The 24,117-nt window shown below is 67.1% G+C and carries 23 protein-coding genes; 14 read left to right on the top strand and 9 right to left on the bottom strand.

Features of this window, described 5'->3' with window-relative positions:
- Positions 1 to 187 precede the first annotated feature (187 nt).
- From ACTCB7_RS06770 to sixA, 4 genes are all read left to right on the top strand, one after another.
- Positions 188 to 1,759, top strand: coding sequence for a Re/Si-specific NAD(P)(+) transhydrogenase subunit alpha (locus ACTCB7_RS06770; protein WP_463006059.1), 1,572 nt, complete (start codon positions 188 to 190; stop codon positions 1,757 to 1,759).
- 19 nt (positions 1,760 to 1,778) lie between these two features.
- Positions 1,779 to 3,221: an NAD(P)(+) transhydrogenase (Re/Si-specific) subunit beta gene (locus ACTCB7_RS06765; protein WP_463006058.1), complete on the top strand. Its 1,443-nt coding sequence runs from the start codon at positions 1,779 to 1,781 to the stop codon at positions 3,219 to 3,221.
- An 82-nt stretch (positions 3,222 to 3,303) separates the two neighbouring features.
- A complete protein-coding gene (locus ACTCB7_RS06760) occupies positions 3,304 to 4,368 on the top strand; it encodes an NAD(P)H-dependent glycerol-3-phosphate dehydrogenase (RefSeq protein ID WP_463006057.1) in 1,065 nt (354 codons plus the stop codon).
- Positions 4,368 to 4,850 carry a phosphohistidine phosphatase SixA gene (gene sixA, locus ACTCB7_RS06755; protein WP_463006056.1) on the top strand — a complete coding sequence of 161 codons (483 nt, stop codon included), beginning with the start codon at positions 4,368 to 4,370 and terminating at the stop codon, positions 4,848 to 4,850. Before ACTCB7_RS06760 ends, sixA begins: the two co-directional genes overlap by 1 nt.
- A 70-nt stretch (positions 4,851 to 4,920) precedes the next feature.
- Here sixA and ACTCB7_RS06750 read toward each other — a convergent pair whose 3' ends face one another.
- The 9 genes from ACTCB7_RS06750 to tmpA all read right to left on the bottom strand — a co-directional run bounded on the left by ACTCB7_RS06750 (position 4,921) and on the right by tmpA (position 14,225).
- A complete protein-coding gene (locus ACTCB7_RS06750; RefSeq protein ID WP_463006055.1) occupies positions 4,921 to 6,366 on the bottom strand; it encodes an aldehyde dehydrogenase family protein in 1,446 nt (481 codons plus the stop codon).
- A 14-nt stretch (positions 6,367 to 6,380) separates the two neighbouring features.
- Positions 6,381 to 7,112, bottom strand: a complete 732-nt coding sequence (locus ACTCB7_RS06745; RefSeq protein WP_463006054.1) for an ABC transporter permease — start codon at positions 7,110 to 7,112, stop codon at positions 6,381 to 6,383.
- A 10-nt stretch (positions 7,113 to 7,122) separates the two neighbouring features.
- A complete protein-coding gene (locus tag ACTCB7_RS06740) occupies positions 7,123 to 7,827 on the bottom strand; it encodes an ABC transporter permease (protein ID WP_463006053.1) in 705 nt (234 codons plus the stop codon).
- 89 nt (positions 7,828 to 7,916) lie between these two features.
- Positions 7,917 to 8,705, bottom strand: a complete 789-nt coding sequence (locus ACTCB7_RS06735; RefSeq protein WP_463006052.1) for a transporter substrate-binding domain-containing protein — start codon at positions 8,703 to 8,705, stop codon at positions 7,917 to 7,919.
- Between the two features lie 71 nt (positions 8,706 to 8,776).
- Entirely contained in the window at positions 8,777 to 9,556 is a 780-nt protein-coding gene (locus ACTCB7_RS06730) for an ATP-binding cassette domain-containing protein (protein ID WP_463006051.1), read from the bottom strand.
- Between the two features lie 110 nt (positions 9,557 to 9,666).
- Positions 9,667 to 10,863 carry a pyridoxal phosphate-dependent aminotransferase gene (locus ACTCB7_RS06725; RefSeq protein ID WP_463006050.1) on the bottom strand — a complete coding sequence of 399 codons (1,197 nt, stop codon included), beginning with the start codon at positions 10,861 to 10,863 and terminating at the stop codon, positions 9,667 to 9,669.
- Positions 10,864 to 10,894: 31 nt separating this feature from the next.
- Positions 10,895 to 12,490 (bottom strand): 5-guanidino-2-oxopentanoate decarboxylase, encoded by a 1,596-nt coding sequence (locus ACTCB7_RS06720; protein ID WP_463006049.1) that lies wholly within the window; start codon positions 12,488 to 12,490, stop codon positions 10,895 to 10,897.
- Positions 12,487 to 13,068 carry an HD domain-containing protein gene (locus tag ACTCB7_RS06715; RefSeq protein ID WP_463006048.1) on the bottom strand — a complete coding sequence of 194 codons (582 nt, stop codon included), beginning with the start codon at positions 13,066 to 13,068 and terminating at the stop codon, positions 12,487 to 12,489. The genes ACTCB7_RS06720 and ACTCB7_RS06715 overlap by 4 nt, the downstream gene beginning before the upstream one ends.
- On the bottom strand, positions 13,065 to 14,225 hold the full coding sequence (tmpA, locus tag ACTCB7_RS06710; RefSeq protein ID WP_463006047.1) for a 2-trimethylaminoethylphosphonate dioxygenase: 1,161 nt from the start codon (positions 14,223 to 14,225) through the stop codon (positions 13,065 to 13,067). Before tmpA ends, ACTCB7_RS06715 begins: the two co-directional genes overlap by 4 nt.
- Positions 14,226 to 14,349: 124 nt before the next feature.
- Between tmpA and ACTCB7_RS06705 the strand changes: the two genes are divergently transcribed.
- From ACTCB7_RS06705 to ACTCB7_RS06660, 10 genes are all read left to right on the top strand, one after another.
- On the top strand, positions 14,350 to 15,363 hold the full coding sequence (locus ACTCB7_RS06705) for a GlxA family transcriptional regulator (protein ID WP_463006046.1): 1,014 nt from the start codon (positions 14,350 to 14,352) through the stop codon (positions 15,361 to 15,363).
- 256 nt (positions 15,364 to 15,619) lie between these two features.
- Positions 15,620 to 16,537, top strand: a complete 918-nt coding sequence (gene kdgD / locus ACTCB7_RS06700) for a 5-dehydro-4-deoxyglucarate dehydratase (RefSeq protein WP_463006045.1) — start codon at positions 15,620 to 15,622, stop codon at positions 16,535 to 16,537.
- A gap of 94 nt (positions 16,538 to 16,631) precedes the next feature.
- A complete protein-coding gene (locus ACTCB7_RS06695; protein ID WP_463006088.1) occupies positions 16,632 to 17,573 on the top strand; it encodes a TRAP transporter substrate-binding protein in 942 nt (313 codons plus the stop codon).
- A 66-nt stretch (positions 17,574 to 17,639) separates the two neighbouring features.
- Positions 17,640 to 18,176 carry a TRAP transporter small permease gene (locus ACTCB7_RS06690; protein WP_463006044.1) on the top strand — a complete coding sequence of 179 codons (537 nt, stop codon included), beginning with the start codon at positions 17,640 to 17,642 and terminating at the stop codon, positions 18,174 to 18,176.
- Between the two features lie 4 nt (positions 18,177 to 18,180).
- Positions 18,181 to 19,461, top strand: a complete 1,281-nt coding sequence (locus tag ACTCB7_RS06685; RefSeq protein ID WP_463006043.1) for a TRAP transporter large permease — start codon at positions 18,181 to 18,183, stop codon at positions 19,459 to 19,461.
- 31 nt (positions 19,462 to 19,492) lie between these two features.
- Entirely contained in the window at positions 19,493 to 20,629 is a 1,137-nt protein-coding gene (locus ACTCB7_RS06680; RefSeq protein ID WP_463006042.1) for a mandelate racemase/muconate lactonizing enzyme family protein, read from the top strand.
- A gap of 2 nt (positions 20,630 to 20,631) precedes the next feature.
- Complete coding sequence (locus ACTCB7_RS06675) at positions 20,632 to 21,495, top strand: amidohydrolase family protein (RefSeq protein WP_463006041.1); 864 nt, start codon at positions 20,632 to 20,634, stop codon at positions 21,493 to 21,495.
- A 54-nt stretch (positions 21,496 to 21,549) separates the two neighbouring features.
- Positions 21,550 to 22,350 carry an NAD-dependent epimerase/dehydratase family protein gene (locus tag ACTCB7_RS06670; RefSeq protein ID WP_463006040.1) on the top strand — a complete coding sequence of 267 codons (801 nt, stop codon included), beginning with the start codon at positions 21,550 to 21,552 and terminating at the stop codon, positions 22,348 to 22,350.
- A gap of 175 nt (positions 22,351 to 22,525) precedes the next feature.
- Positions 22,526 to 23,248 carry a FadR/GntR family transcriptional regulator gene (locus ACTCB7_RS06665; RefSeq protein WP_463006039.1) on the top strand — a complete coding sequence of 241 codons (723 nt, stop codon included), beginning with the start codon at positions 22,526 to 22,528 and terminating at the stop codon, positions 23,246 to 23,248.
- 32 nt (positions 23,249 to 23,280) lie between these two features.
- Positions 23,281 to 24,117, top strand: an 837-nt coding sequence (locus ACTCB7_RS06660) for an aldehyde dehydrogenase family protein (protein ID WP_463006038.1), incomplete at its 3' end; no start/stop codon positions are given.

Below are 24,117 nucleotides of genomic sequence, written 5' to 3'. Positions count from 1 at the left end.
GGTCATGCCACGTCGTGGCGAGATAGAGCGGCGACGTTTTTTGGAAGACACGCCAGGAATTCGACAAGGGATCAATCACGATGAACGATCGGCCGGATGGCAAGTGCCACTGTGGTCGCCCTGCGCCTAGCCGCGCGAGTCGAGCAGGCCGGCGTGCTCATTATCGTCAAGGGGAGGGAAGCGCATCATGAAAGTCGGTGCACCCAGGGAAGTCAGGCCGGGAGAGGCGCGAGTCGCGCTGACGCCCGAAAGCGCCCAGCACATTCAGAAGCTCGGCCATGAGTGCCTCATCGAAGCCGGGGCCGGTACAGCCGCCGGCTTCGACGACGCGGCCTATCGCAATGTGGGCGTCGAGGTTGTGGAAGGTGCCGAGGCGCTGTGGCAGGCGTCGGATGTGGTCATCAAGGTGCGTGAACCGACCGAGGAAGAGGCCGGGCGGCTGCGGGACGACCAGACGCTGATCTCGTTCTTCTGGCCGGCCCAGAACGAGGCCATGCTCGAGCGCTGCAAGGACAGCGGCGCCACGGTCGTTGCCATGGACATGGTGCCACGCATCTCGCGGGCCCAGAAAATGGATGCCCTGTCGTCCACCGCCAATATCGCCGGCTACCGGGCGGTGATCGAGGCGGGCAACCAGTTCGGCCGCTTCTTCACCGGCCAGGTGACGGCGGCGGGCAAGGTACCGCCGGCCAAGGTACTGGTGGTCGGTGCCGGGGTGGCGGGGCTCGCCGCCATCGGTACGGCGACCAGTCTGGGGGCGGTGGTGCGGGCCTTCGATGTACGCCCCGAGGTGGCCGAGCAGATCGAATCCATGGGTGCCGAGTTCCTGTTCCTCGACTTCGACGAGAGCCAGGACGGCGCCGAGAGCGGCGGTTACGCCAAGCCTTCCAGCCCCGAGTTCCGCGAAAAGCAGCTGGCGCTGTTTCGCGAACAGGCCGCCGAGGTGGACATCGTCATCACCACCGCGCTGATCCCCGGCAAGCCGGCGCCCAAGCTGTGGCTCGAGGACATGGTGCAGGCGATGAAGCCCGGCTCGGTGATTGTCGATCTGGCGGCCGAGAAGGGCGGCAACTGCGATCTCACCGTGCCCGACGAGCGCATCGTCACCGACAACGGTGTGGTCATCGTCGGCTACACCGACTTCCCCTCGCGGATGGCGACCCAGGCCTCGCTGCTCTATGCCACCAACGTCCGCCACATGCTGACCGACCTGACGCCTGACAAGGACGGGGTGCTCCAGCATGACATGGAGGACGACGTGATCCGCGGCACCACCGTGACCCATCAGGGCGAGATCACCTTCCCGCCGCCGCCGCCCAAGGTCAAGGCCATCGGTGCCACCCAGCCGAAGCCAAAGGTCAAGGAGCCGACGCCGGAGGAGAAGAAGGCCGCCGAGCATGCCGCCTTCCTTGCCCAGACCAAGCGTCAGGTGGCGCTGCTCGTCGCCGGCGGTGTGGTGATGTGGCTGCTGGGACTGGTCGCGCCGGCCTCCTTCATGCAGCACTTCATCGTCTTCGCGCTGTCATGCTTCGTCGGCTTCCAGGTGATCTGGAACGTCAGCCACTCGCTGCATACACCGCTGATGGCCGTCACCAACGCCATCTCCGGCATCATCATCCTGGGGGCGATCCTGCAGATCGGCTCGAGCAGTATCCTGGTCGGCCTGCTGGCCGGTATCTCGGTGCTGATCGCGAGCATCAACATCGTGGGCGGCTTCCTGGTGACACGCCGGATGCTGGCGATGTTCCAGAAATCCTGAGCGGCGGAGAAACGAGATCATGATGGGACAAGAATTCGTGTCTGCCGCGGCGATTGCGGCAAGTGTACTGTTCATCCTCTCGCTGGGAGGGCTGAGCAACCAGGAGAAGGCCAAGCGGGCGGTGTGGTACGGCATCGTCGGCATGGCGATCGGGGTCGTCTTCACGGCCCTGGGGCCGGGCATCGGCGGCTACTGGTGGATGCTGCCGATGATGCTGATCGGGGCGCTGATCGGTGCCTACCTGGCTCGCAAGGTCGAGATGACCGAAATGCCGCAGCTGGTGGCGGCACTGCACAGCTTCGTCGGCCTGGCCGCGGTGTTCGTCGGCTTCAATGCCGACCTCGAGCGGCGCCGGGTGCTGGCCATGCAGCTCGCCGATCAGGGCAGCGACCAGCTTTCCGCCTTCGCCGCCCTGCTGGCCCACAAGACGTCGGCGGAACTGGCCTTCCTGCAGGTGGAAGCCGTGCTGGGCATCTTCATCGGTGCGGTGACCTTCACCGGCTCGGTGGTGGCCTTCGGCAAGCTGGCCGGCAAGATCAATAGCAAGCCGCACAAGCTGCCGGGCGGGCACTGGCTCAACGGCGGGGCGGCGCTGGTTTCACTGCTGCTGGCGATCGTCTACCTCAACGGCGGCGGCTTCTGGACGCTGCTGCTGATCGCGCTGCTGGCCTTCTTCATCGGCTATCACCTGATCATGGGCATCGGCGGCGCCGACATGCCGGTGGTGGTGTCGATGCTCAACAGCTATTCCGGCTGGGCGGCGGCGGCAATCGGCTTCACGCTCTCCAATGACCTGCTGATTGTCACCGGCGCACTGGTGGGCTCCTCCGGTGCCATCCTCTCCTACATCATGTGCAAGGCGATGAACCGCAACTTCGTCAGCGTGATTCTCGGTGGCTTCGGCGCCACCCAGGGGCCGGCCGCGGAAATCGAGGGCGAGATGGTGTCGATCGACGTGGGCGGCGTGGCCAGCGCCCTCAACGACGCCGACAGCGTGATCATCGTGCCGGGCTACGGCATGGCGGTGGCGCAGGCGCAGAACGCGGTCAGTGAGCTGACCCGCAAGCTGCGTGCCGCCGGCAAGGAGGTCCGCTTTGGCATCCACCCGGTTGCCGGACGCCTGCCGGGGCACATGAACGTACTGCTCGCCGAGGCCCGGGTGCCCTACGACATCGTCATGGAGATGGACGAGATCAACGACGATTTCGCCGAGACCGACGTGGTGATCGTCATCGGCTCCAACGACATCGTCAACCCGGCCGCCCAGGAAGACCCCAACAGCCCGATCGCCGGCATGCCGGTGCTGCGGGTCTGGGAGTCCAAGCAGGTCTTCGTCTGCAAGCGTGGCCAGGGCACGGGCTACTCCGGCATCGAGAACCCGCTGTTCTACAAGGAGAACACCCGGATGCTCTATGGCGATGCCCGCTCCAGTATCGACAGCCTCGTGCCGTTGATCGACTAGCACCCCGCTCGCTCGACGCCCCCGCCAGGGGGCGTTTTTCGTTACAATGAGGGCGACTAAACGTGGCAGCTAGGAAGCGAGGATGAGCGACGAGAGCCTCAAGGTGGCGGTACTGGGTGGTGGCAGTTTCGGCACGGCGCTGGCCAGCATCGCCGCCGACAACGGCGCCCGGGTCCGCCAGTGGCTGCGCGATGCCGAGCTGGTATCCACCATCAATCGTGAGCATCGCAATACACGATATCTGCCGGATTTCACCATCAACGCCAATGTGGTGGCCGATACCGACCTGGCCGCCGTGCTCGACGGCGCGGAGCTGGTCTTCGTGGCCATCCCTTCCAAGGCGTTTCCCGAGGTGGTCCGCCAGGCACGCCCCTGGCTGCGTCCCGAGCAGATCCTGGTCAGCACCACCAAGGGCATCCAGGCGGATGGCTTCAAGCTGATGAGCCAGATCCTCGAGGAGGAGACCGGCTTCGCTCACATCGGCGTGCTCTCCGGCCCCAATCTGGCGTCCGAGATTGCCGACAGGCAGCTGACGGCGACGGTAGTGGCCAGCGACGACGCGCTGACGCGGGCTCGGGTGCAGACGGCACTGGGCTGCGACTACTTCCGCGTCTATGCCAGCAACGATCGTTACGGCGTGGAGCTGGGCGGTGCGCTCAAGAACATCTATGCCATCGCCGCCGGCATGGCCGCCGCTCTGGGCATGGGCGAGAACACGCGCAGCATGCTGATGACCCGCGCGCTGGCCGAGATGAGCCGCTTCGCCGTCGCGCTGGGTGCCAACCCCATGACCTTCCTGGGGCTGGCCGGGGTCGGCGATCTGATTGTGACCTGCTCCTCGAAGCTGTCACGCAACTACCGCGTGGGTTTCGCCCTGGGTGAAGGTCGAACCCTGGACGAAGCGGTCGCCGCGCTGGGTCAGGTGGCCGAGGGGGTCAACACCGTCAGTCTGGTGCGTGACAAGGCCCGCGCCGAAGGGATCTACATGCCGCTGTGCGAGGGGCTCTATCAGGTGCTGTTCAACCAGGTGCCGGCGCGCGACATGGCGCGCCTGCTGATGCGTAACGAGCAGAGCAGCGATGTCGAGTTCACGCTGTCCCGGGAGTCGGTCGTGCAGGCCAAGCGCGAACAGCAGGAGGGGCCGTGATGTCGATGCTGTGGATCATGCGCCACGGGCAGGCTGCGCCGGGAAGCCCAGATGCCGCCCGCGAGTTGACCGCCGAGGGGCGTGCCGAAGTGACGCGCATGGCCGACTGGCTGGCCGGCTCGCTGGACGAGCCGCAGCGCCGGAGGGTGCGACTCGTCGCCAGCCCCTACCGGCGTGCCCGGCAGACCGCTGCCATCGTCGCCGAGCGGCTCGGCGTGGCGGTGGAGACGCTCGAGATCATCACGCCCGATGACCCGGTCGAGCCGGTCATCGACTGGCTGCAGCAGGCCGCCGACGAGACGCCGGTGCTGCTGGTCAGCCACATGCCGCTGGTCGGTGCGCTGACCGGTCGCCTGGTGGAGGGCGACCGGCGCAGCTCGCTGCCCATGCCCACCGCGGCCATCGCCGCCCTGGAAGCCGAGGTCTGGGCGGCCGGTTGTGCCGAACTCAAGGCGTTTCGCCATCCGGCCGATTTCGACTAGGTTTGTCCGAAACGCACGGGGCATTGCGCATATCCGGGTAAACGCGAACCGCGACGGTTTCCGGAAGCGTTCAGCCTGCCCTTGTGAGGTGCTTGATCTCCTGATAGGCGGCCAGTCCCAGAGGGCCCAGCTCGCGGCCGAGGCCACTGCGCTTGACGCCGCCCCACGCGGCCTGAGGCGGGGCGATCTGGTCGGTGTTGATCCACACATTGCCGGCTTCCAGGCGACGAGCGACCGCGGTGGCGCGCTCGGCGTCACCGCCGACCACGCTGGCGGCGAGGCCGAAGTCGCTGTCGTTGGCCAGCGCGATCGCCTCGACGTCATCATCCACCGATCGCGTACAGAGCACCGGACCGAAGATCTCCTCGCGCCAGAGCCGGCTGGTGACGGGGACGTCGCGATAGAGCGTCGGCGCGATGAAGTAGCCGTGCCCGGGCAGGTCACGATGGTGAGGATCACGTACCGCCGTGAGGCCTTCCTCCCGGGCGATGGCCAGATATTGCATGACCCGCTCCTGCTGACGATCGCTGACCTGGGGACCGAGCGTTGTCGAGCTCTCAAGCGGGTCGCCGAGCACCAGGGCGTCGATACGGCTCGCCAGGGCGTCGTGAAGCGGTTCGGCGAGCGAGCGATGGACCAGCAGGCGCGAGGTGGCCGAGCACATCTGCCCGGCATTGAAGAACAGGCCGTTCATCACCAGGTCGGCGGCCTGTTCGACATCGGCGTCGTCGAGCACCAGGATCGGGGACTTGCCGCCCAGTTCCAGGGAGAGGTTGCGCGTGCCCGTGGCGGCCGCGCGCATGACGGCCTCGCCGGCGCGGTTGCTGCCGGTGAAGGAGAGCTTGTCGATGCCGGGATGGCGGCTGAGCGGGATGCCCACCCCCTCGGCATCGCCGTTGACCAGGTTGAGCACGCCGGGCGGCAGGGCGATCGCTTCGGCGATCTCGGCGATCGCCTGCTCGGGCAGCGGCACGACCTCGGACGGCTTGAAGACCACCGTGCAGCCGGCGGCCAGTGCCGGGGCGAGTTTCCAGGCGCCGGTCACCAGAGGGAAGTTCCAGGGCGTGATCAGGCCGGCCACACCAACCGGGTCGTAATAGCAGTGCGCCTGGAGGCCGTCGGCCTCGATCGGCACGACCTCGCCCTGGCGGGCATCCAGGCACCGCGCCTGTGTGGCGTAGTAACGGTAACAGGCGACGGCGTCATCGACGTCGATGGCGGCTTCGCCGAGGGGCTTGCCGCCGTTGCGGGCGATGGTTTCCGCGAGACCGGCATGGCGGTCGGCCAGGGCATTGGCCAGGGCGTCGAGATAGGCGGCGCGCTCGCTGCCGGGGCGCTCCCGCCACGCGGGCAGGGCATGGCGTGCCGCAGCAACCGCGGCCTCGACGTCGCGGGTATCGCCGGCGGTGACATGTCCCAGGAGGGTTTCGCGATAGGGATCGATGATCGTCAGGCGCCGAGTGGCCCGGCTGGGCACCCAGCGGCCATCGATGAACTGGTGGCAAAGGTCAGACATCTCGGGCTCCATGACTAGCCGGGCAGCAGGCGCCGGCGACGAGTCGCCGCCGGTCGCGCGCCCGGGAATCGGTGTTCGATGAGGCGCATCACGCCGGTGAGAATCAGCGTCAGGGCGATGTAGATGCCGGCGATCAGCAGTAGCGGCTCGTAGACCAGGAAGGTCTCGTCGCGTACCAGGTTGGCCGCCTTGAGCAGGTCCATCATGGCGATGGTCGAGACCAGCGGCACTGACTTGAGCAACAGGATCGCCTCGCCGGTCAGCGTGGGCAGGCAAAGCTGGAGGGCGCGGGGCAGCCACAGCCGATGGAGAATCTGCCAGTGGCTCAGGCCGAAGGCGCGGCCGGCGGCCAGTTCACCGTCGGGCACGCTGAGCAGGGCGCCGCGGATTACCTCGCCGGTGTAGGCGCCGACGCTGATGGTGAAGGTCAGCGCGCCGTAGAAGAAGGGATCGCGCAGCAGCGGCCAGATCAGACTGTCGCGAACGCCGGGGATTTCTGGCAGCAGGCGGCCCACGCCGTCGTAGAAGAAGAACAGCTGGACCAGCAGGGGGGTACCGCGGATCACCGTGGTGAAGCCGCGCACCAGCATCGCCAGCGGGCGCGGCCCCTGGATCTGCGCCAGGGCCAAAGCGACGGCCAGCGCCAGGCCCAGCGTGCCGGAGACCGCCACCAGCCACAGAGTATTGACGAAGCCCGTCCACAGGTACTGCTGGTAGAAGGGGTCGGAAAGCCAGGAAAAGTCCATCGATGCCCTCCTAGAGGCCCGGCTGGCCGCGGCGTACGTGGCGCTCCGCCCGGGCGAAGAGGGCGTTGGAGCCCAGCGTCATCACCAGATAGAGCGCGCCGGCGGCGGCGTAGAAGACAAAGTAGTCGCGGGTGCTGGCCGCCGCCTGCTGGGCGGTGAAGAACAGCTCCTCGAAGCCCACCACACTGATCAGCGCGGTGTCCTTCACCAGAATCAGCCACAGGTTGGACATCCCCGGCAGGGCATTGGGCAGCATGGCGGGCACCACGATGCGATGAAAGCGCGTCCAGCGGGTGAAGCCGTAGGCATCGGCGGCCTCCAGCTGGCCGCGGGGGATGGCCAGGATGGCGCCCCGGAACACCTCGGTCATGTAGGCGCCCTGGACGAAGGCCAGCACGCCGACCGCACAGACGAAGCCGCCGATCTCGACATGGGTGTCGTCACCCAGGGCGTTCAGCAGGGCATTGAGTGCCTGGGTGCCGGCGTAGTAGAGCAGGATGATCAGCAGCAGTTCGGGGACGGCGCGCACCAGGGTGGAGTAGAGCGTCCCCAGGGCACGCAGTGGCGGCCAGGCGCTGAGTCGAGTGCCGGCGCCCAGCAGCCCCAGGGCGAGGCCGATGGCGTAGGCCAGCAGGGCGATCTCGAGGGTCACCAGGGCGCCGTGCAGGATCGGGGCCGCCCAGTCGAGCAGCCCGGCATTCTGATAGCTAGACATGGTTGCAGCCTTGGTCGATGAAGAGGGGCCCGCCGCCATTCACTGGCGGGCGGGCCGTTCGCCGGGGAGCGCGGCTCCGGCGGCGATCTTCAGTCGCTGCAGATGTCGGTATTGAAATATTTCCGCGAAAGTTCGGCACATTGGCCGTTCTCGAGCACGCTGGCGATGGCGGTGTTGAGCTTCTTGCGCAGGGCGTCGTCTTCCTGGCGCAGGCCGATGCCCACTCCCTCGCCGAAGGCCGGGTCGTGGGGCGCGGTGGCGCGGATCTCGTAGCCCTGTGCCTCGTCGCGCTTGACGAACTCGGTCATGGCGATCTTGTCGGCGAGAATGGCGTCGACGCGGCCGGCCAGCAGGTCGCGGTTGGCCTGCTCCTGGCGGTCGTAGATCTTCAGCTCGACGCCGGTGTCGGCGAGCTTGCGACGTGCGAAGGTGGCGTTGGTGGTCGAGCCCTGCACGCCGAGGATCTTGCCGTCGAGCCCGTCGGGAATCTGCAGGTCACTGTCCTTGGCGGTGACGTAGGCCGCCGGGGTGTAGTAGTACGGGTCGGTGAAGTCGATGACCCGCTTGCGCTTGTCGGTGATCGACAGGGAATTCATGATCATGTCGATCTTGCCGCTGTCGAGTGCCGGGAAGATGCCGCTCCAGCCGGTCGGCGTGATCGCGCAGTCGGCCTGCATCTGATCGCACAAAGCCTGGCCGAGCTCCACCTCGAAGCCGGTCCAGCTGCCGTCGGCGTCCTTGTAGGTGAACGGCGGGTAGGGTTCCGCCGAGATGCCGATCTTGAGCGGCTCGGCGGCCAGGGCCGTGGTGGCGGATAGCGCCAGGGCAGCGATGCCGGCGGTATGGATCAGGCTTCGGGTCAGGATCTTGGTCATCATGGTTTCCCCATCATTGTTGTCGCGGGCCCTCGGGCCCGAAGAAAGGCAATGCCGTCGGGCATTGCGCGAAGTCATGCCGCGCCGGCGACGAACTGCCGGCAGCGCTCGCTGGCGGCGTTCTCGAACACCTCGCGCGAGGTGCCGGTCTCCTCGACGAGCCCCTGGTGGAGGAACACCACCTGATGGGAGACGTCGCGCGCGAAGCGCATCTCGTGGGTGACCAGCAGCATGGTACGGCCCTCGTCGGCGAGCCCGCGGATCACGCCGAGCACCTCGCTGACCAGTTCCGGGTCGAGGGCCGAGGTGGGCTCGTCGAACAGCAGCACGCGCGGCTCCATGGCCAGTGCCCGGGCGATCGCCACGCGCTGCTGCTGGCCGCCGGAAAGATAGGCAGGGTACTGGTCGCGCTTGTCGGCGAGCCCCACCCGTTCCAGGTAGTGCTCGCCGATCGCCACGGCCTCGCGGCGGCGCAGGCCGCGCACGCGTAGCGGGGCCTCGATGACGTTGCCGAGCACGGTGAGGTGGGGCCAGAGGTTGAACTGCTGGAAGACCATGCTGACCCGGGCACGCAGCTGCTGCAGTCGGCGCCGGTCGAGGCCGGCATCGCGTCCCCCGCTGCCGAAGTCCAGGGTTTCGCCGGCGATGGTCAACCGGCCGCCGTCGGGGCGCTCGAGCAGGTTCATGCAGCGCAGCAGGGTGCTCTTGCCGGAACCGCTGGAGCCGATGATCGAGACCACGCTGCCTTCGTTCACGGTCAGCGAGATGTCCTTGAGGACCTCCAGCTCGCCGTAGCGCTTGACCAGATGGCGCGTCTCGACGGCCGGAGCGTTGTTGTCGATGTGATGGGTCATGGGCGATTTCGGGGGTGGAGTGTCGTGCTGGCCATACCCCTCCTGGGTCCGGTGGAAAGATCGCGGCCCCGGGCGCATGGCGCTCGAGGGGCCGCCCGTGTCGTTGTCGTTCAGTCCTGCACGGTCGCTGTCGCCAGGCAGGACGCGGCGCAGTGTTCCAGGCGCCGGCAGGCCTCGCGCAGTCGCTCGGCGTCGACCGTCAGGCTGAGCCGCACAAAGCCGGCGGCCGAGGGGCCGAAGGCCTCGCCCGAGAGCACCGAGACGCCGTGTTCCTCGAGCAGGCGGTCGGCGAAGTCCGCCGCGGACAGGCCGGTGCGGCGGATGTCGACCATCATGAACATGCCGGCTTCGGGGCGCAGCACATCGAGTGCCGCGCTGTCGGCGAGGGCCGAGAAGACGGTATCGCGCCGCGCCCGGTAGGTCTCGCGCATGGCGGCGAGCTCGGCCGGAGGATGGGCCAGCGCCTCGCAGGCGGCATTCTGGATGAAGTCCGGGCTGCCGTAGAGCATGCACAGCGCCAGGTTGGACAGGTGGCCGATCAGCGTCTCGGGGCCGATCACCCAACCCAGCCGCCAGCCGGTCATGGCATGGGACTTCGACAGGCTGCTGATCACCGCGGTGCGCTCGGCCATGCCGGGCAGCGCATCGGGACACTGGTGGGCCGCGTCGAAGATCAGCGAGGCGTAGACCTCGTCGGACAGCAGCCACAGGTCGTGTTCGCGGCACAGCGCGGCCAGGGCCTCCCAATGCTCGCGGCCGAGGATCTGCCCGGTGGGGTTGTGGGGGCTGTTGAGCAGCATCGCCCGGGTACGCGGCGTCACCGCCGCGGCGAACTCGGCCGGGTCCGGCTGGAAGGCGTTCCCGGCACGCAGCGGTACGCGCACCAGGCGGGCGCCGGCGGCCTGCAGGGCCGCCTCGTAGGTGACATACATCGGCTCGGGGACCAGCACCTCATCGCCCGGCTCGAGCACGCACTGGGCCACGGCGTAGAGGCCGCACTGGGCGCCGGCCATCACCGCGACGTTGGCGGCGGTGGTCGTCGCCGCGCCGCCCTGACGGCGGTGGGTGTCGGCGATCAGTTCACGAAGGCGCTGCTTGCCCTGCACGTCGGCATAGTGGGTGGCCCCGCCGCGCAGGCTGGTCACCGCGCTCTCGACGATCGGCTCGGGCGTGGTGAAGTCCGGGTCGCCCACCGAGAGGATGATGACGTCGTCGCCGCGCGCCCGGCGTTCGAGCGCCCGGTAGTGGATGTTCCAGGCGGCGGCGCCGTCGCCGGCGATGCGTTCGGTGAGTCGGGAGTAGTGCATGTCGGCTCCTTGAGGAAAGCGGGCGAATCCGTCAGACGCCCTGCCAGGCGTCGGCATCGATCTCGATCAGCGTGGGCCGGTCGGCATGCCGGGCGGTCGCCAGTGCTTCATGCAGCGCCGCCGGTGTGGTCAGGCGCCGGCCATGGCAGCCGAAGCTCTCGGCCAGGCCGACCAGGTCCGGCGCCGGCAGGTCGACCCCCAGCCGCGTCACGGCACTGGCGTCCATGTAGCGGCGAATCTCGCCGTAGCCGTCATTGTTCCAGACCACCACGATCAGCGGCACGCCGGCGTCACGGGCGGTGGCCAGCTCGCCGAGGGTGAACATCAGCCCGCCGTCGCCGACCAGCGCGACCACCGGACGCTCGGGCACGGCCAGCGCGGCACCCAGCGCCGCGGGCAGGCCGTAGCCGAGGGTGCCGTAGCCGGTGGCGGCATTGAACCAGCGGCGTGGTGCGGGCATGTCGACCACGAAATTGCCGGCGTAGACCGCCCCGGTGGAGTCGCCGACGAGGGTGGCGTCGGGCAGCGCCTCGCGCAGGGTGTCGAGCAGCGCGGTGTAGGGCGCCACGTCCGCCGCATCGCGCAGCGCCAGGGCTGACCTGACGCGGGCGGCACGCTCGGCGCCCCGGCGCGCTGCCGGGACGGGCAGACGGGCGCACAGCTCCCGGGCCACTTCGCCGGCGTCGGCGAGCAGCGCCAGGTCGGGGGCCTGGTTGCGAGCCAGCTGCTGGGCGTCGATGTCGACCCGGATCAGCCGCCCGGTGAGCCGGAAGCCCTCGTCGAAGACCAGATCGTAGTCGGTCTCGCCGAGCTCGGTGCCCAGCGCCAGGATCACGTCGGCGTCGCGGGCCAGCTCGCGGCCCGCCGGCAGGCTGGCGCAGGCGCCGAGATCCAGCGGGTGGGCGAGCCCCAGCACGCCCCTGGCGTTGATGGTGGTCATGGTCGGGGCGTCGAGGCGTTCGACCAGGTCGCGCAGCGGCTCGGCGGCGTCCGCGCAGCCACCGCCGAGCAGCACCAGGGGCCGCTCGGCGGCGGTCAGCCAGTCCGCGGCGCGGGCCAGTGCGGCGTCCGGCGCGGCGGGGGCGAAGACCTCGGTGACGCGGGGCGGGTGGTCGGGGGCAGGCAGGGCCATCACGTCGAGCGGAATCTCGATGTGCACCGGGCCGGGGCGGGCGCCGGCGAAGATCGCGAAGGCGCGCCCCAGCACCTCGGGCAGGGCCTCCGGCGTCTGCAGGGTGTGGCTGAACACGCTGACCCCGGCGAGGGTGGCCCGCTGGTCGGGCAGTTCGTGCAGGCGCCCCTGGCCGCGACCCAGGGTGTTGCGGTGGTTGACGCTGGAGATCACCAGCATGGGCACCGAGTCGGCCAGGGCCTGGGCCATGGCGGTGGCGATGTTGGTCATCCCCGGGCCGCTGATGATGAAGCAGGCCGCGGGTCGGCCGGTGGCGCGGGCGTAGCCGTCGGCCATGAAGCCGGCGCCCTGTTCGTGGCGCGGGGTGACGTGGCGCAGCGGGCTGTCCGGCAGGCCGCGGTAGAGTTCCACGGTATGCACGCCGGGAATGCCGAACACGGTGTCGATGCCGTGGGCCACGAGTCGGTCGATCAGGTACTGGGCACAGGTGGTCATGCGTCGGGGGCCTTGACGGTCAGGGTTTCGCCGAAGGGCGTGCGCGCGAAGAGGCGCTCGACCATCGGCACGAAGTCCTCGAGCGGCCGCGTCGGGTAGTTGGGATCGAAGGCGCGCTGGTCCCACTCGTCGCAGAAGCGCACGGTGCGCGCATAGGCCGGGTGATCGCGATACGCCTCGCGGGCCTGCGGGTCGAGGCCGTAGAAGGCGCGGTAATGATACCCCTGAAACAGCTCGTGGTGGCGGATCATCCACACGTTGAGCGGATCGACGTAGGGCGCGAGGATCGCCGCGGCGATCTCGGCGTGGTTGGCCGGGGCCAGGTCGTCGCCGATGTCATGGAGCAGCGCACAGACCACGGTCTCCTCGTCGGCACCGGCGTCGAGCGCGCGGGTCGCGGTCTGCAGGCTGTGGGTATAACGGTCGACGGGATAGCCGTGGGTATCCCCCTCGAGTCGCCGCAGGTGCTCGAGCACCCGGCGGGCGACATCGTTCTGGTAACGCTGGAAGTGGGCGTCGATGATCGCCCAGTCGGCGTGGGTGCTTTCCGCGAAACGGGTGAAGCGGGCCTGGTTCATGAGATGGCTCCCCGGGTGGTGGCGGTCGGCGTCTCGGCGGTGCCGGCGGTCAGCCGGGCACGCAGGACACGGCGGCGGCTGGCAGTGCTGTCGCGGTCGACGTAGCCTTGGCGAAGGTGACGTACCCCGCCGTCCAGCTGGTAGGCGGTCCGCCCGTGAAGCAGGCGGTAGTTGTCCATGATCAGCATCTCGCCGGGCGCCAGCTTGAGGTGCACGGTCAAGGCATCCGAGGTGATCAGCCGGTAGAAGTGCTGGCGCGCGGCGTAGTAGCGCGCCAGCAGCTCGGGGGCGTGGGCGTCGATGCGTTCGGTGCGGTTGGAGTAGCGCACCCGGGCCAGGCGGCCATGGCTGTCGAGCTCGATCAGCGGGCCTTCGCTCTCCAGATCGGTGGTGGCATCGGTGTAGCGAAAGGTCGGTGACAGCCGGGTCAGGCACTCGAAGTGCTCGGGCGCCTCGTCGCGCAGGCGTCGTGCCGCCATGAAGCCGTCGGCGAGCGTGCTGTCGCCGCCCTCGGCGGCGTTGCTCAGGCAGTGCAGCCAGATGTAGCCGGGGATCGGGTCGCGATAGGGGTTGTCGGTATGCGGCTCGAGCCCGCGCCGGGTCATGGTCAGGTCGTAGGCGTCGGCCACCGACTTGACGTCGGCGATGCCGCCCCAGTTGGTGCGACGCAGCGGACCGATGCGGTCGATCAGCGGCTGCATGCCGTCCTCGGTGAGCGGGACGCCCTCGACCTTGACGAAGCCATGGCGATGCAGGGCCTCGAGCATGGCGAGCAGCGCGCCGTCGTCATCGCAGGCGGCCGCGAAATCGGCCCGGGGCAGCGTCTCGAGCGTCGCATCCCACAGCGTCAGGCCGTCGTCGATGTCGCGGTCGGGCGTCGTCTGCGCGAGCAGGTCGGCGAGCGGAAAGCTGGCGCGATGGCCGTCGCTGAACTGCACCGCGAGGCGGTCGCCGTCGATACGGGCCCGGGTCGCGTGGAGATCCAGCGGCAACCGGGCGGCCTCGATCAGGCGCTGCCCCGTGCGCGGGTCGAGGGTGTCGGCATCCGGCGCCCGTTCGCGCAGCCAGAGGGCGGCAAGCTGCTGTTCGCGGCCCGCCAGGCGCAGGGCCAGCTGTCGGCCGTCATCCTTGAGTTCGATCTCGGCGGCTGGGGACATGGACGATTCTCTCTACGACGATGAAGTGACGACGAGCGCCTCGGGCGCCGCCGCTTTATCTACCCTAGGGGCTTGGGGCACAGCGAATTTGCAATAAATGGCCTTTTGGTTGATTTTTATGGCCATGAGCGAGTCCATGATGCCGGAGTGGCCCTATCCACGTCCCGACCAGCCGCCGGTCCCGCGACCCGGCGAGGCGGTACATACGGTGAGCGTATGGCTGGTGCCCAAGTTTTCCATGCTGACCCTGTTCTGCCTGCTCGAGCCGCTGCGGGTCGCCAACCGTTTCGGCCGCGAGCTGTTCGCCTGGCAGCTGCTCTCGGCGGACGGCGAGGCGGTCGTGGCCAGCAACGGGGTGCGCATCGATGTCGATGCCGCGCTGGGCGAGGCGGAGGTGGGGGAGCTGCTGATGGTGATCTCTTCCTACGAGGCCGAGGCCACGGTGACCGCCGCCGAGCGTGCCGTGCTGCGGCAGGCAGCAGCGCACGGCGCCCGGGTCGGCGGGCTGGATACCGCGCCCTTCATTCTGGCGCGCGCGGGCCTGCTGGAGCAGCAGCGGGTGGCGCTGCACTGGGAGAGCGTGCCGGCGTTTCGCGAGGAGTTTCCGCACATCGCGGTGAGCGAGGCGCGCTTCGAGTTCGCCGACCGGCGGCTGACCGGGTCCGGCGGTGCGGCGGGCATCGACATGATGCTGCAGTGGATCGAGCACGACTACGGGCCGGCCCTGGCCAATGCGGTGGGTCGCCAGCTGGTGCATCAGCGGGTCAGTGAAGAGGAGGCGCGGGATGTTGGAAGCGCGCGGGCCATGGACAACCTGCCCCGGGCGGTGGTGCGCGCGCTGGCCATCATGGAGACCCATCTCGATCAGGCATTGCCGATTCCGGAGATCTGCCGGCTGGTCGGGCAGTCGCAGCGTCAGCTGACCCGGCTGTTCACCGCCGCGTTCGGCGAGACGCCCAAGCAGTGTTACCTGGGCATGCGGCTCGATCAGGCGCGATGCATCCTCGCCGACAGTCGCTGCCGGGTGACCGAGGCGGCGCTGGCCAGCGGCTTCACCCATCTGGCGCATTTTTCCCGCGCCTATCAGGCGCGTTTCGGCGAGCCGCCCAGCCGCACGGCCGAGCGCGGCACCCGTTGAGGCTTGCGAGATACCGGACGGCCGTCGTTAGCGCGGTGACGTGACCGTCGTGAACGCACCTCGTCCAGCGCTGTTCCCGCCGCCATGGAGCGTGGCTGGCCCTTTTTCGCTCGGCGTTAACCCTTCGTTGCATCGACCATGGTCGATGTTGTCATACAGCTGAGTGGCTTCTAGATTTGCAGTTGTATGATGTATGACAAGTCGGCGGATCATCGTGTCACGCCGCCTTCAACGAGTCGGGCAAGAGGGACAATCCGTGAATTTTTCCAGAGACGCAGTCATTCAGGCGGTCGGCGATGGCCTGCTTTCCTTTCCCGTGACGGATTTCGACGAGCAGGGGCATTTCGATCGCGACAGCTACCGTCAGCGGCTGGAATGGTTCGTCAGTCATGAGGTGTCGGCGGTGTTCGTTGCCGGCGGGACCGGGGAATTCTTCAACCTGACGCTCGACGAGTTCCGCGAGATCGTCACCGTCGCCGTGGAGACGGTGGGGGGCAAGCTGCCGGTCATCGCCAGTGCCGGTCTTAGTGTCGGCGTGGGACAGGCCTATGCGAAAGCGGCGGAAGAGGCCGGAGCGGATGGCATCCTGCTGATGCCGCCGTATCTGACCGAGTGTCCGCAGGACGGCCTGGTGGAGTACGCGCGTCGAATCTGCGATTCGACCTCGATCAACGTCATCTACTACAACCGCGGCAATGGTGTGCTCGAGGCCGAAGCGGTTCAGCAGCTGGCCGATGCCTGCCCGAACCTGATCGGGCTGAAGGATGGCAAGGGCGACATGCAGCTGCTCAACAAGATCGTCAAGACGGTCGGCGATCGGCTGGTCTATGTCGGCGGTGTGCCGACCGCCGAGATCTTCGCCGAGGCTTACCTGTCGATCGGGGTGAATACCTATTCGTCGGCGGTGTTCAACTTCGTGCCGGAGCTGGCGGTCACGTTCTATCGGGCGTTGCGCCAGGGCGATTCCGCCACAGTAAAGAGGCTCACCAACGATTTTTTTATTCCTTTCGTCAACCTGCGTGACCGTCGGAAAGGCTATGCGGTCAGTCTGATCAAGGAGGGAGCCACCATCATCGGCAGATCCGCCGGCAGTGTTCGTGCGCCGCTGGTGATGCCGACCCGGGAAGAAAGCAAGCAACTCGAAGATCTGGTGAATATCGCCAGGCAGCAATAACGACAATGTCCATTTCCACAGGAGTCATGACATGCCGATTCACAACAATCTCAAGATGAAGGGCACGCTTTCTCTCGCTGCACTGGGCGGTGCGATGGTTCTGATGGCCTCGCCAGTCCAGGCGGAACAATGGCGCGGCTGGAACATTCATCCGCCGGGCTATCCGAACAGCGTTGCGCTGGAGGACTTTGCCAAGGAAGTCGCCAAGAAGACCGACGGCCGGATCGAGCCCAAGGTCTACAACAATGCGGTGCTCGGCGATCAGCCCGATGCCATCGAGCAGACCCGCAACGGCGCCCTGGACTTCGCCAACTTCAACATGGGGCCGATGGGCCCGATCGTGCCGGCCACCAACGTGCTCTCGCTGCCATTCATCTTCAAGAGCCCGGACGACATGTACCGGATCATGGACGGGGAGATCGGTGATCGCTTCGCGGATGCGCTGGCCGAGAAAAACCTGATCGCGTTGTCCTGGTTCGGCTCCGGGGCCCGCAGCCTCTACAACACCGATCACCCGGTGAAGACGCCCGATGACGTCAAGGGGCTCAAGGTCCGCGTCATGAACAACGACCTGTACGTCCAGATGATCGACGAGCTCGGCGGCAACGCCACGCCCATGCCCTATGGCGACGTCTACCAGGCGCTCAAGACCGGCGTCATCGATGGTGCCGAGAACAACTACCCGTCGTACGAGTCCAGCGGCCACTATGAGGTGGCGAAGTACTACTCGCTGACCGAGCACCTGATCCTGCCCGAGTGTCTGTGCATCGCCAAGTCCAGCTGGGAGGATCTTTCCGCCGAAGACCAGAAGGTCGTACGTGAGGCTGCCGAGAACGCCGCCAAGGAGCAGCGTCAGCTGTGGCAGAAGCGTGTCGAGAAGAGCAAGCAGAAGGTTCTCGATTCCGGCGTGAAGATCAACAAGGTGAACGACAAGTCGGCGTTCCAGGCCAAGATGCAGCCGATCTACGATGAATTCATCAAGCAGAATCCGGATTTGGAATCGCTGGTGACGGACATTCAAGCCGCGCAGAAGTGATCTGTTAGTCCCACGAAGCGCCCCGGGCACAACCTGGCCCGGGGCGTCTTGAGAGGATTGGATATCGTGAGCTCATACTCCGACCAATTGAGTGACCCGAGCGAGGAATCGTCTACGCCACAGTCGGCATTCGACAATTTCCTGGATGGCATCGCCCATCTATGCATCATGGTCTCGGGCGTATTGCTGGTTTTCTTGATCATTACATTCGGCTGGCTGGTTTTCGGCCGCTACGTTCTCAACGACACGCCGACATGGGTGGAGCAGTCCTCACTGTTGATCGTCGTCTATGTCACCTGCCTGGGGGCGGCCGCCGGCGTACGCAAGAATACCCACCTGAGCATCGATTTCGTCCGCGAAGGCCTGCCGGCCGTACCTCGCGACATCATGCGCTATGTCGCCGATCTCTTCGTGATCACCTTCGGCGCCTTCATGGCCTGGCAGGGCGGGATCCTGGTCATGGACAACATCGGCCGCCCGATCCCCATGATCGGTTTGTCCGAAAGCTGGCGTGCGGCACCGCTGGCGATTTGTGGGGCCCTGATGGTGCTTTTTTCCGGCACCAGCATCGTCCAGCGTCTCATGCAGCACGGGAGGAAGTGACATCATGGGCCTGATAATTCTTTTCGGCGTGTTCTTTCTGGGGTTGATCGTCGGTGCACCCGTAGCCTTTGCCGTGGGACTGGCGGCGGTGGTCACCTTCATCCACGAAGGCTTGCCCCTGTTCGTCGGCTTTCAGCGCATTCTTTCCGGGATCTCGGTCTTTTCGCTGCTGGCCATTCCCTTCTTCATCTTCGCCGGGGAGCTGATGCTCCATGGCGGTATCTCCACGCGTCTGGTGCGTCTGGCATCGGCGGCGGTGGGGCGCGTCCGTGGCGGGCTCGGCCTGGTCAACGTCACCTCCTCGATGCTGTTCGGGGGTATCTCCGGCTCGGCGGTTGCCGATACCTCGGCGCTGGGTTCGATCCTGATTCCGGTCATGAAGGAAAAGGGCTATGACGGCGACTATGCGGTCAACGTGACGGTCACCTCGTCGATCGCCGGCGTGGTTATTCCGCCCAGTCACAACATGATCCTCTATGCGGTGGCCGCCGGGGGCGGGATCTCGGTCACCAAGCTGTTCATTGCGGGCATCGTGCCGGGTGTGCTGATGTGTCTGGCTCTGGCGGTGGCCGCCTATGTGGTGGCGGTCAAGCGGGGCTATTCGGGGGAAACGTTTCCGGGTTGGCGGGCGCTGATCATCAGCTTTGCGGCCGCATTGCCGGGCCTGCTGACCGCGGTGATCATCGTTGGCGGCGTACTCTCGGGCATTCTCACCGTGACCGAGTCCGGGGCCTTCGGGGCGATCTACGCGATCGTGATTACCGGCCTGGTCTATCGGGAACTGCGCTGGGAGCCGTTCAAGCAGGCGGTCTATCAGGCGGTGCGCACGACGTCGCTGGTGATGATCCTGGTGGGCTGCGCCTCGGCGTTTTCCTATCTGCTGGCCCTGTACAGCGTGCCGGAGCTGCTCAGCGAAACGCTGCTGAAGATTTCCGACAATCCCTACGTGATCCTGCTGCTGCTCAATCTGCTGCTGCTGGGGCTGGGCATGATCATGGACATGGCAGCGCTGATCCTGATCTGCACGCCGATCTTCCTGCCGGTCGCCGAGCAGTTCGGCATGGACCCCATCCAGTTCGGGATCATCATGATGATCAATCTGGGGCTGGGGCTGTGTACCCCGCCGGTCGGTTCCTGCCTGTTCGTGGGCAGCGTGATCGGCAAGGTCAAGATCGAGCACGCGGTCAAGACGATCTGGCCCTTCTATCTGGCCCTGTTCGCCGTCCTGATGCTGGTGACCTATATCCCGGCGATCTCCCTCACGCTACCCGACATGCTGAGCTGATCCGTAACTCATGACCAGGAATTCGAGTGCCATGAAAATTGCCGCCGTAAACACGCATATCCTCGACTACAAGCTCGATCAGGCCTTCGAGAGCGCCTCGATGCGCTTCGAGCGTCGCCAGCACTGCCTCGTCGAGATCGTCTGCGAGGACGGTACCGTCGGCTGGGGCGAGTGCCTGGGGCCGGCGAAGGCCAACGCCGCGATCGTTGCGACTTACGCGGCCGGCCTGATCGGCCGCAATCCGCTCGAGACCGAGAAGCTGTGGCTCGAGCTCTACAACCGGCTGCGCGACCAGGGCCAGCGCGGGCTGACTGTAACCGCGCTGAGCGGCATCGACGTCGCCCTGTGGGATATCAAGGGCAAGCACTACGGGGCGTCGGTCTCGGAGCTGCTGGGCGGACGCTTCCGGGAGAGTGTGCGTGCCTATGCCACCGGTTCGTTTCGTCGCGATGGCGTCGATCGCGTGCAGGACGTCGCCGAGGAGGTGGCTGGCTATGTCCGGGAAGGCTTCCATGGCGTCAAGATCAAGATCGGCTTCGGGGTCGAGGCAGATATGGCGGTCATCGCCGCCGCCCGCGAGGCGATCGGTCCCGAGTGCCGTCTGATGATCGACGCCAATCACGGCTACGACCTGCTCGAGGCGCTGGAGGTGGGGCGGCGTGCGGCCGAGCTCGGCGTCGACTGGTTCGAGGAGCCGGTGCTGCCCGAGCAGATCGACACCTACCGCGCCGTGCGTCAGGGGCAGCCGATCCCGGTGGCCAGCGGCGAGAACTGGCATGGCCGCTATGCCATGCAGGAGCCGCTGGCCGCCCGGGCGGTGGATATCGTCCAGCCGGATGTCTGCGGCGTCGGCGGGTTTTCCGAGAGCCGGCGTGTCGTCGACATGGCCGCCATGCACGGCGTGCGGCTGGTACCGCACGTCTGGGGTACGGCGGTGGCCATTGCGGCGGGTCTCCAGTTCATGGCGGCATTGCCTCCCAACCCGCCGCGGCGCCGGCCCATCGAGCCGATTCTGGAATTCGATCGTACCCGCAACCCCTTCCGTCAGGCGGTGGTGACCTCGCCCATCGAGCATGTCAAGGGTGTGGTCACGATTCCCGACGGCCCGGGGCTGGGCATCGAGGTCAACCGCGATGCGCTGCGTCAGTATGCGCTGAAGGAGGCCTGACGGTGATCGAGATTCCCGCCAATACCCGGCCCCTGGACGGGTCGCCGCCCAGGCTGAATACGCCGGCCGGGGCGACTGATTGCCATATCCATCTCTATCCGCCGGGATTTGCGCCTCAGCCCGGCGGGCCCGGAATCGCCGAGCTGGGTACCGTCGATGACTATCGGCGGGTTCAGCGCCGTCTGGGACTCGAACGGGTGGTGGTGACCCAGTCCAATGCCTATCAGCGCGACAATGGTGCCCTGCTGGACTCGCTCGACCGGTTGGGCGATTCGGCCCGCGGTGTGGCGGCGGTCTCGCCCGAGACCACGTCGACCCAGCTGGATGACTGGCACGCCAGAGGCGTACGCGGTGCGCGCATCATGAACCTGCCCGGCGGCGCCGTCACCCATGCCGACATGCCCGCCGTCGAGCGGCTTATCCGGCCCTTCGGCTGGCACCTGATGGTGCAGTTCAACGGCCGTCACCTGGAGGCGTACCTGGACGGCCTCGAGCGTCTCGAGGGCGACTACATCATCGATCACATCGGCAAGTTCATGCCACCGGTCCCCGCCGACGACTACCGTGTCGACGCCATCGTTCGGCTGCTGGATCGCGGCAATGCCTGGTTCAAGATCTGCGGCGGCTACGAGGCGAGCGTCACGGGCGGCCCCGATTACGCCGATGTGGGCGCCATTGCCCGCCGGATCATTCGCCACGCACCCGAACGGGTGATCTGGGGCAGCAACTGGCCGCACGTCGGGGTATCCCGTGCCGATTATCCCGATGATGCCGAACAGCTGGATGTGCTGCTGGACTGGGCCGATGCCGAGGCTCGGCAGCGGATCCTGGTCGATAATCCGGCGGCACTGTACGGCTTTGAATGATCTGGCGGCCGGTTGGTGCCGGCCACTTTCCTGACCGAGTTGCAAGGAGGAAACATGCTCGAGCGAATTCTTGTCACGGGAGCCGCCGGCGGCGTCGGCAAGGCCATCCGTCCGCACCTGCATCGCCTGGCAAGGCGGGTAAGGGTGTCCGATATCGTCGAGGTGGAACCCCTCGGCGAGCACGAGGAAGTCGTGACCTGCGATCTGGCCGAGGCATCGGCCGTGCACTCGCTGGTCGACGGCTGCGAGGCGATCATTCATCTGGGCGGGATGTCCGTCGAGAAGCCCTGGACGAGCATCCTGCAGGCCAACATCGTCGGTACGTACAACCTCTACGAGGCGGCCCGTCACGCCGGCCGGCCCCGCATCGTGTTCGCCAGCTCCAATCACGCCATCGGTTTCTACCCGCGCACGCAGACCCTCGACACCGAAGTGCCGCACCGGCCCGACTCGCTGTATGGGGTTTCCAAGTGCTTCGGCGAGGATCTGGCGAGCCTGTATTTCGACAAGTTCGGCGTCGAGACACTGAGCGTGCGCATCGGCTCCTGTTTCCCCGAGCCCGCGGACACGCGGATGATGGCCACCTGGATGAGCGTCGATGATTTTGTGGCCCTGCTGCAGCGCGCCTTCTGGACGCCGAAGCTGGGCAATACGGTGATCTACGGGGTCTCGGACAACAGCGAGACGTGGTGGGACAACCGCAAGTCGAGCTTCCTCGGCTGGCGCCCTCGGGACAGCTCCGAGCCCTGGCGCGCGCAGGTCGAGGCCCGGGACACCGGACTGGACCCGCAGGACCCGACCGTCGTCTATCAGGGCGGCAAGTTCGCCGCGGCGGGGCATCCCGATGATGCCTGAAGAAACCGGGGAGCGAGTCAGGAACGCCGATGAATCCCGGGCGACGGGAAACAGCGGAGGTTCCTGACATGCGATACTGGGGCGTCGGACCTGTGCATTCGGGAAAATCGTTCCGGTCGGGTCGGGCAGAGTCGATGACAGGGGTTGGAATCCGGTACAGGCAATGGAACAAGCAATGAATCAGCTCGGTGTCTCGCGTGTCTCGCAATCGGGCAGCCTTTCGGGGCAGGTCTCGAAGCAGCTGGAGCGGCTAATCGGCGAGGAACGCATCGCCGTCGGCGACAAGCTGCCGCCGGAGAATGCCCTGTGCGAAATGTTCGGGGTCAGCCGCACCGTGGTCCGCGAGGCGATCACCCACCTCAAGTCGTTGGGGCTGGTCGAGACGCGCCGGGGCATCGGTACTCGGGTGCTGCGTGCGGCGCCGCTCGAGGCCTTGCCGGCCAAGCGCATCAGCCTGACTACCGTCGAGGACATCCTGCATATCCTGGAACTGCGCCTGACGCTGGAAACGGAAGCGGCGGCCCTGGCGGCGGCCCGTCATGATACCGACGACCGGCAGCGTCTCGAGGCGACCCACCAGGCGTTTCTGCAGGCATGCCGGCACAATACCCAGGCCCGCGAGGAGGATTTCGCCTTTCATTTCGCGATCGCCCGTGCCACGCACAATCCAGCTTTCGCCACGTTCTATGAGCAGTTCGATCAGGGGGCGATTCCGCGGGCCAAGCTGCTGGATGTCGATCTGGATGTCGAGGCCACACGCCTGTATCTCGAACGGGTCGGCGAGGAACATGCGGAGATCCTCGACGCCATCCTCGCGCGGCGGGTCGAGGCGGCCCGCGAGGCCATGCGCTATCACCTGACGCGGGCCCGCGACAACTATGCGTCCTATCGCCAATGACTTTTCATTCTTCATCGACAAGGGAGAGGTTCATGACCCTGGAAGGCAAGCTACTCATCGGCCAGCAGGCCGTGCGCGGCACCCGCGGCGAGATCCAGGCCGTCAATCCGGCGTCCGACCAGCGCCTGGACCCGGTCTATGCCGGCGGCACCCCGGACGACGTCGCGCGGGCCTGCGAGCTCGCCGACGCGGCGTTCGACGCCTACCGCGAGACGTCGCTCGAGGACCGCGCGGTGTTCCTCGAGACCATCGCCGAGGAGATCGAGGCGCTGGGCGATAGCCTGATCGAGCGCGCCAGCGACGAGTCGGGCCTGCCGATTCCGCGCATCGAGGGCGAGCGCGGCCGCACCTGCGGGCAGCTCAGACTGTTCGCCAATGTCGTGCGCGCCGGCGAGTGGCTCGACGTGCGCGTCGACCCGGCCCTGCCCGAACGAGCGCCGCTGCCGCGGGCCGACCTGCGCCAGCGCCACATCGCCCTGGGCCCGGTGGCAGTGTTCGGCGCCTCCAACTTCCCGCTGGCGTTCTCGGTGGCCGGCGGCGACACCGCCTCGGCGCTGGCCGCCGGCTGCCCGGTGGTAGTCAAGGCACACTCCGCCCACCCGGGTACCAGCGAGCTGGTGGGCCGGGCCATCCAGAAGGCGGTGGCCCGCTGCCACCTGCCCGAGGGCGTGTTCTCGCTGCTCTATGATGCCGACATCGAGGTCGGCCAGGCGCTGGTCGCCGATCCGCGCATCAAGGCGGTGGGCTTCACCGGCTCGCGCCGCGGCGGCCAGGCGCTGGTCGCCACCGCCCAGGCGCGCCCCGAGCCGATCCCGATCTACGCCGAGATGAGCTCGATCAACCCGGTGTTCCCGCTGCCCGCGGCGCTC

The organism is Modicisalibacter sp. (genome assembly GCF_055145905.1).
The sequence above is the reverse complement of the archived record's forward strand: the minus strand, read 5'-3'. Positions and strand labels throughout refer to the sequence as shown.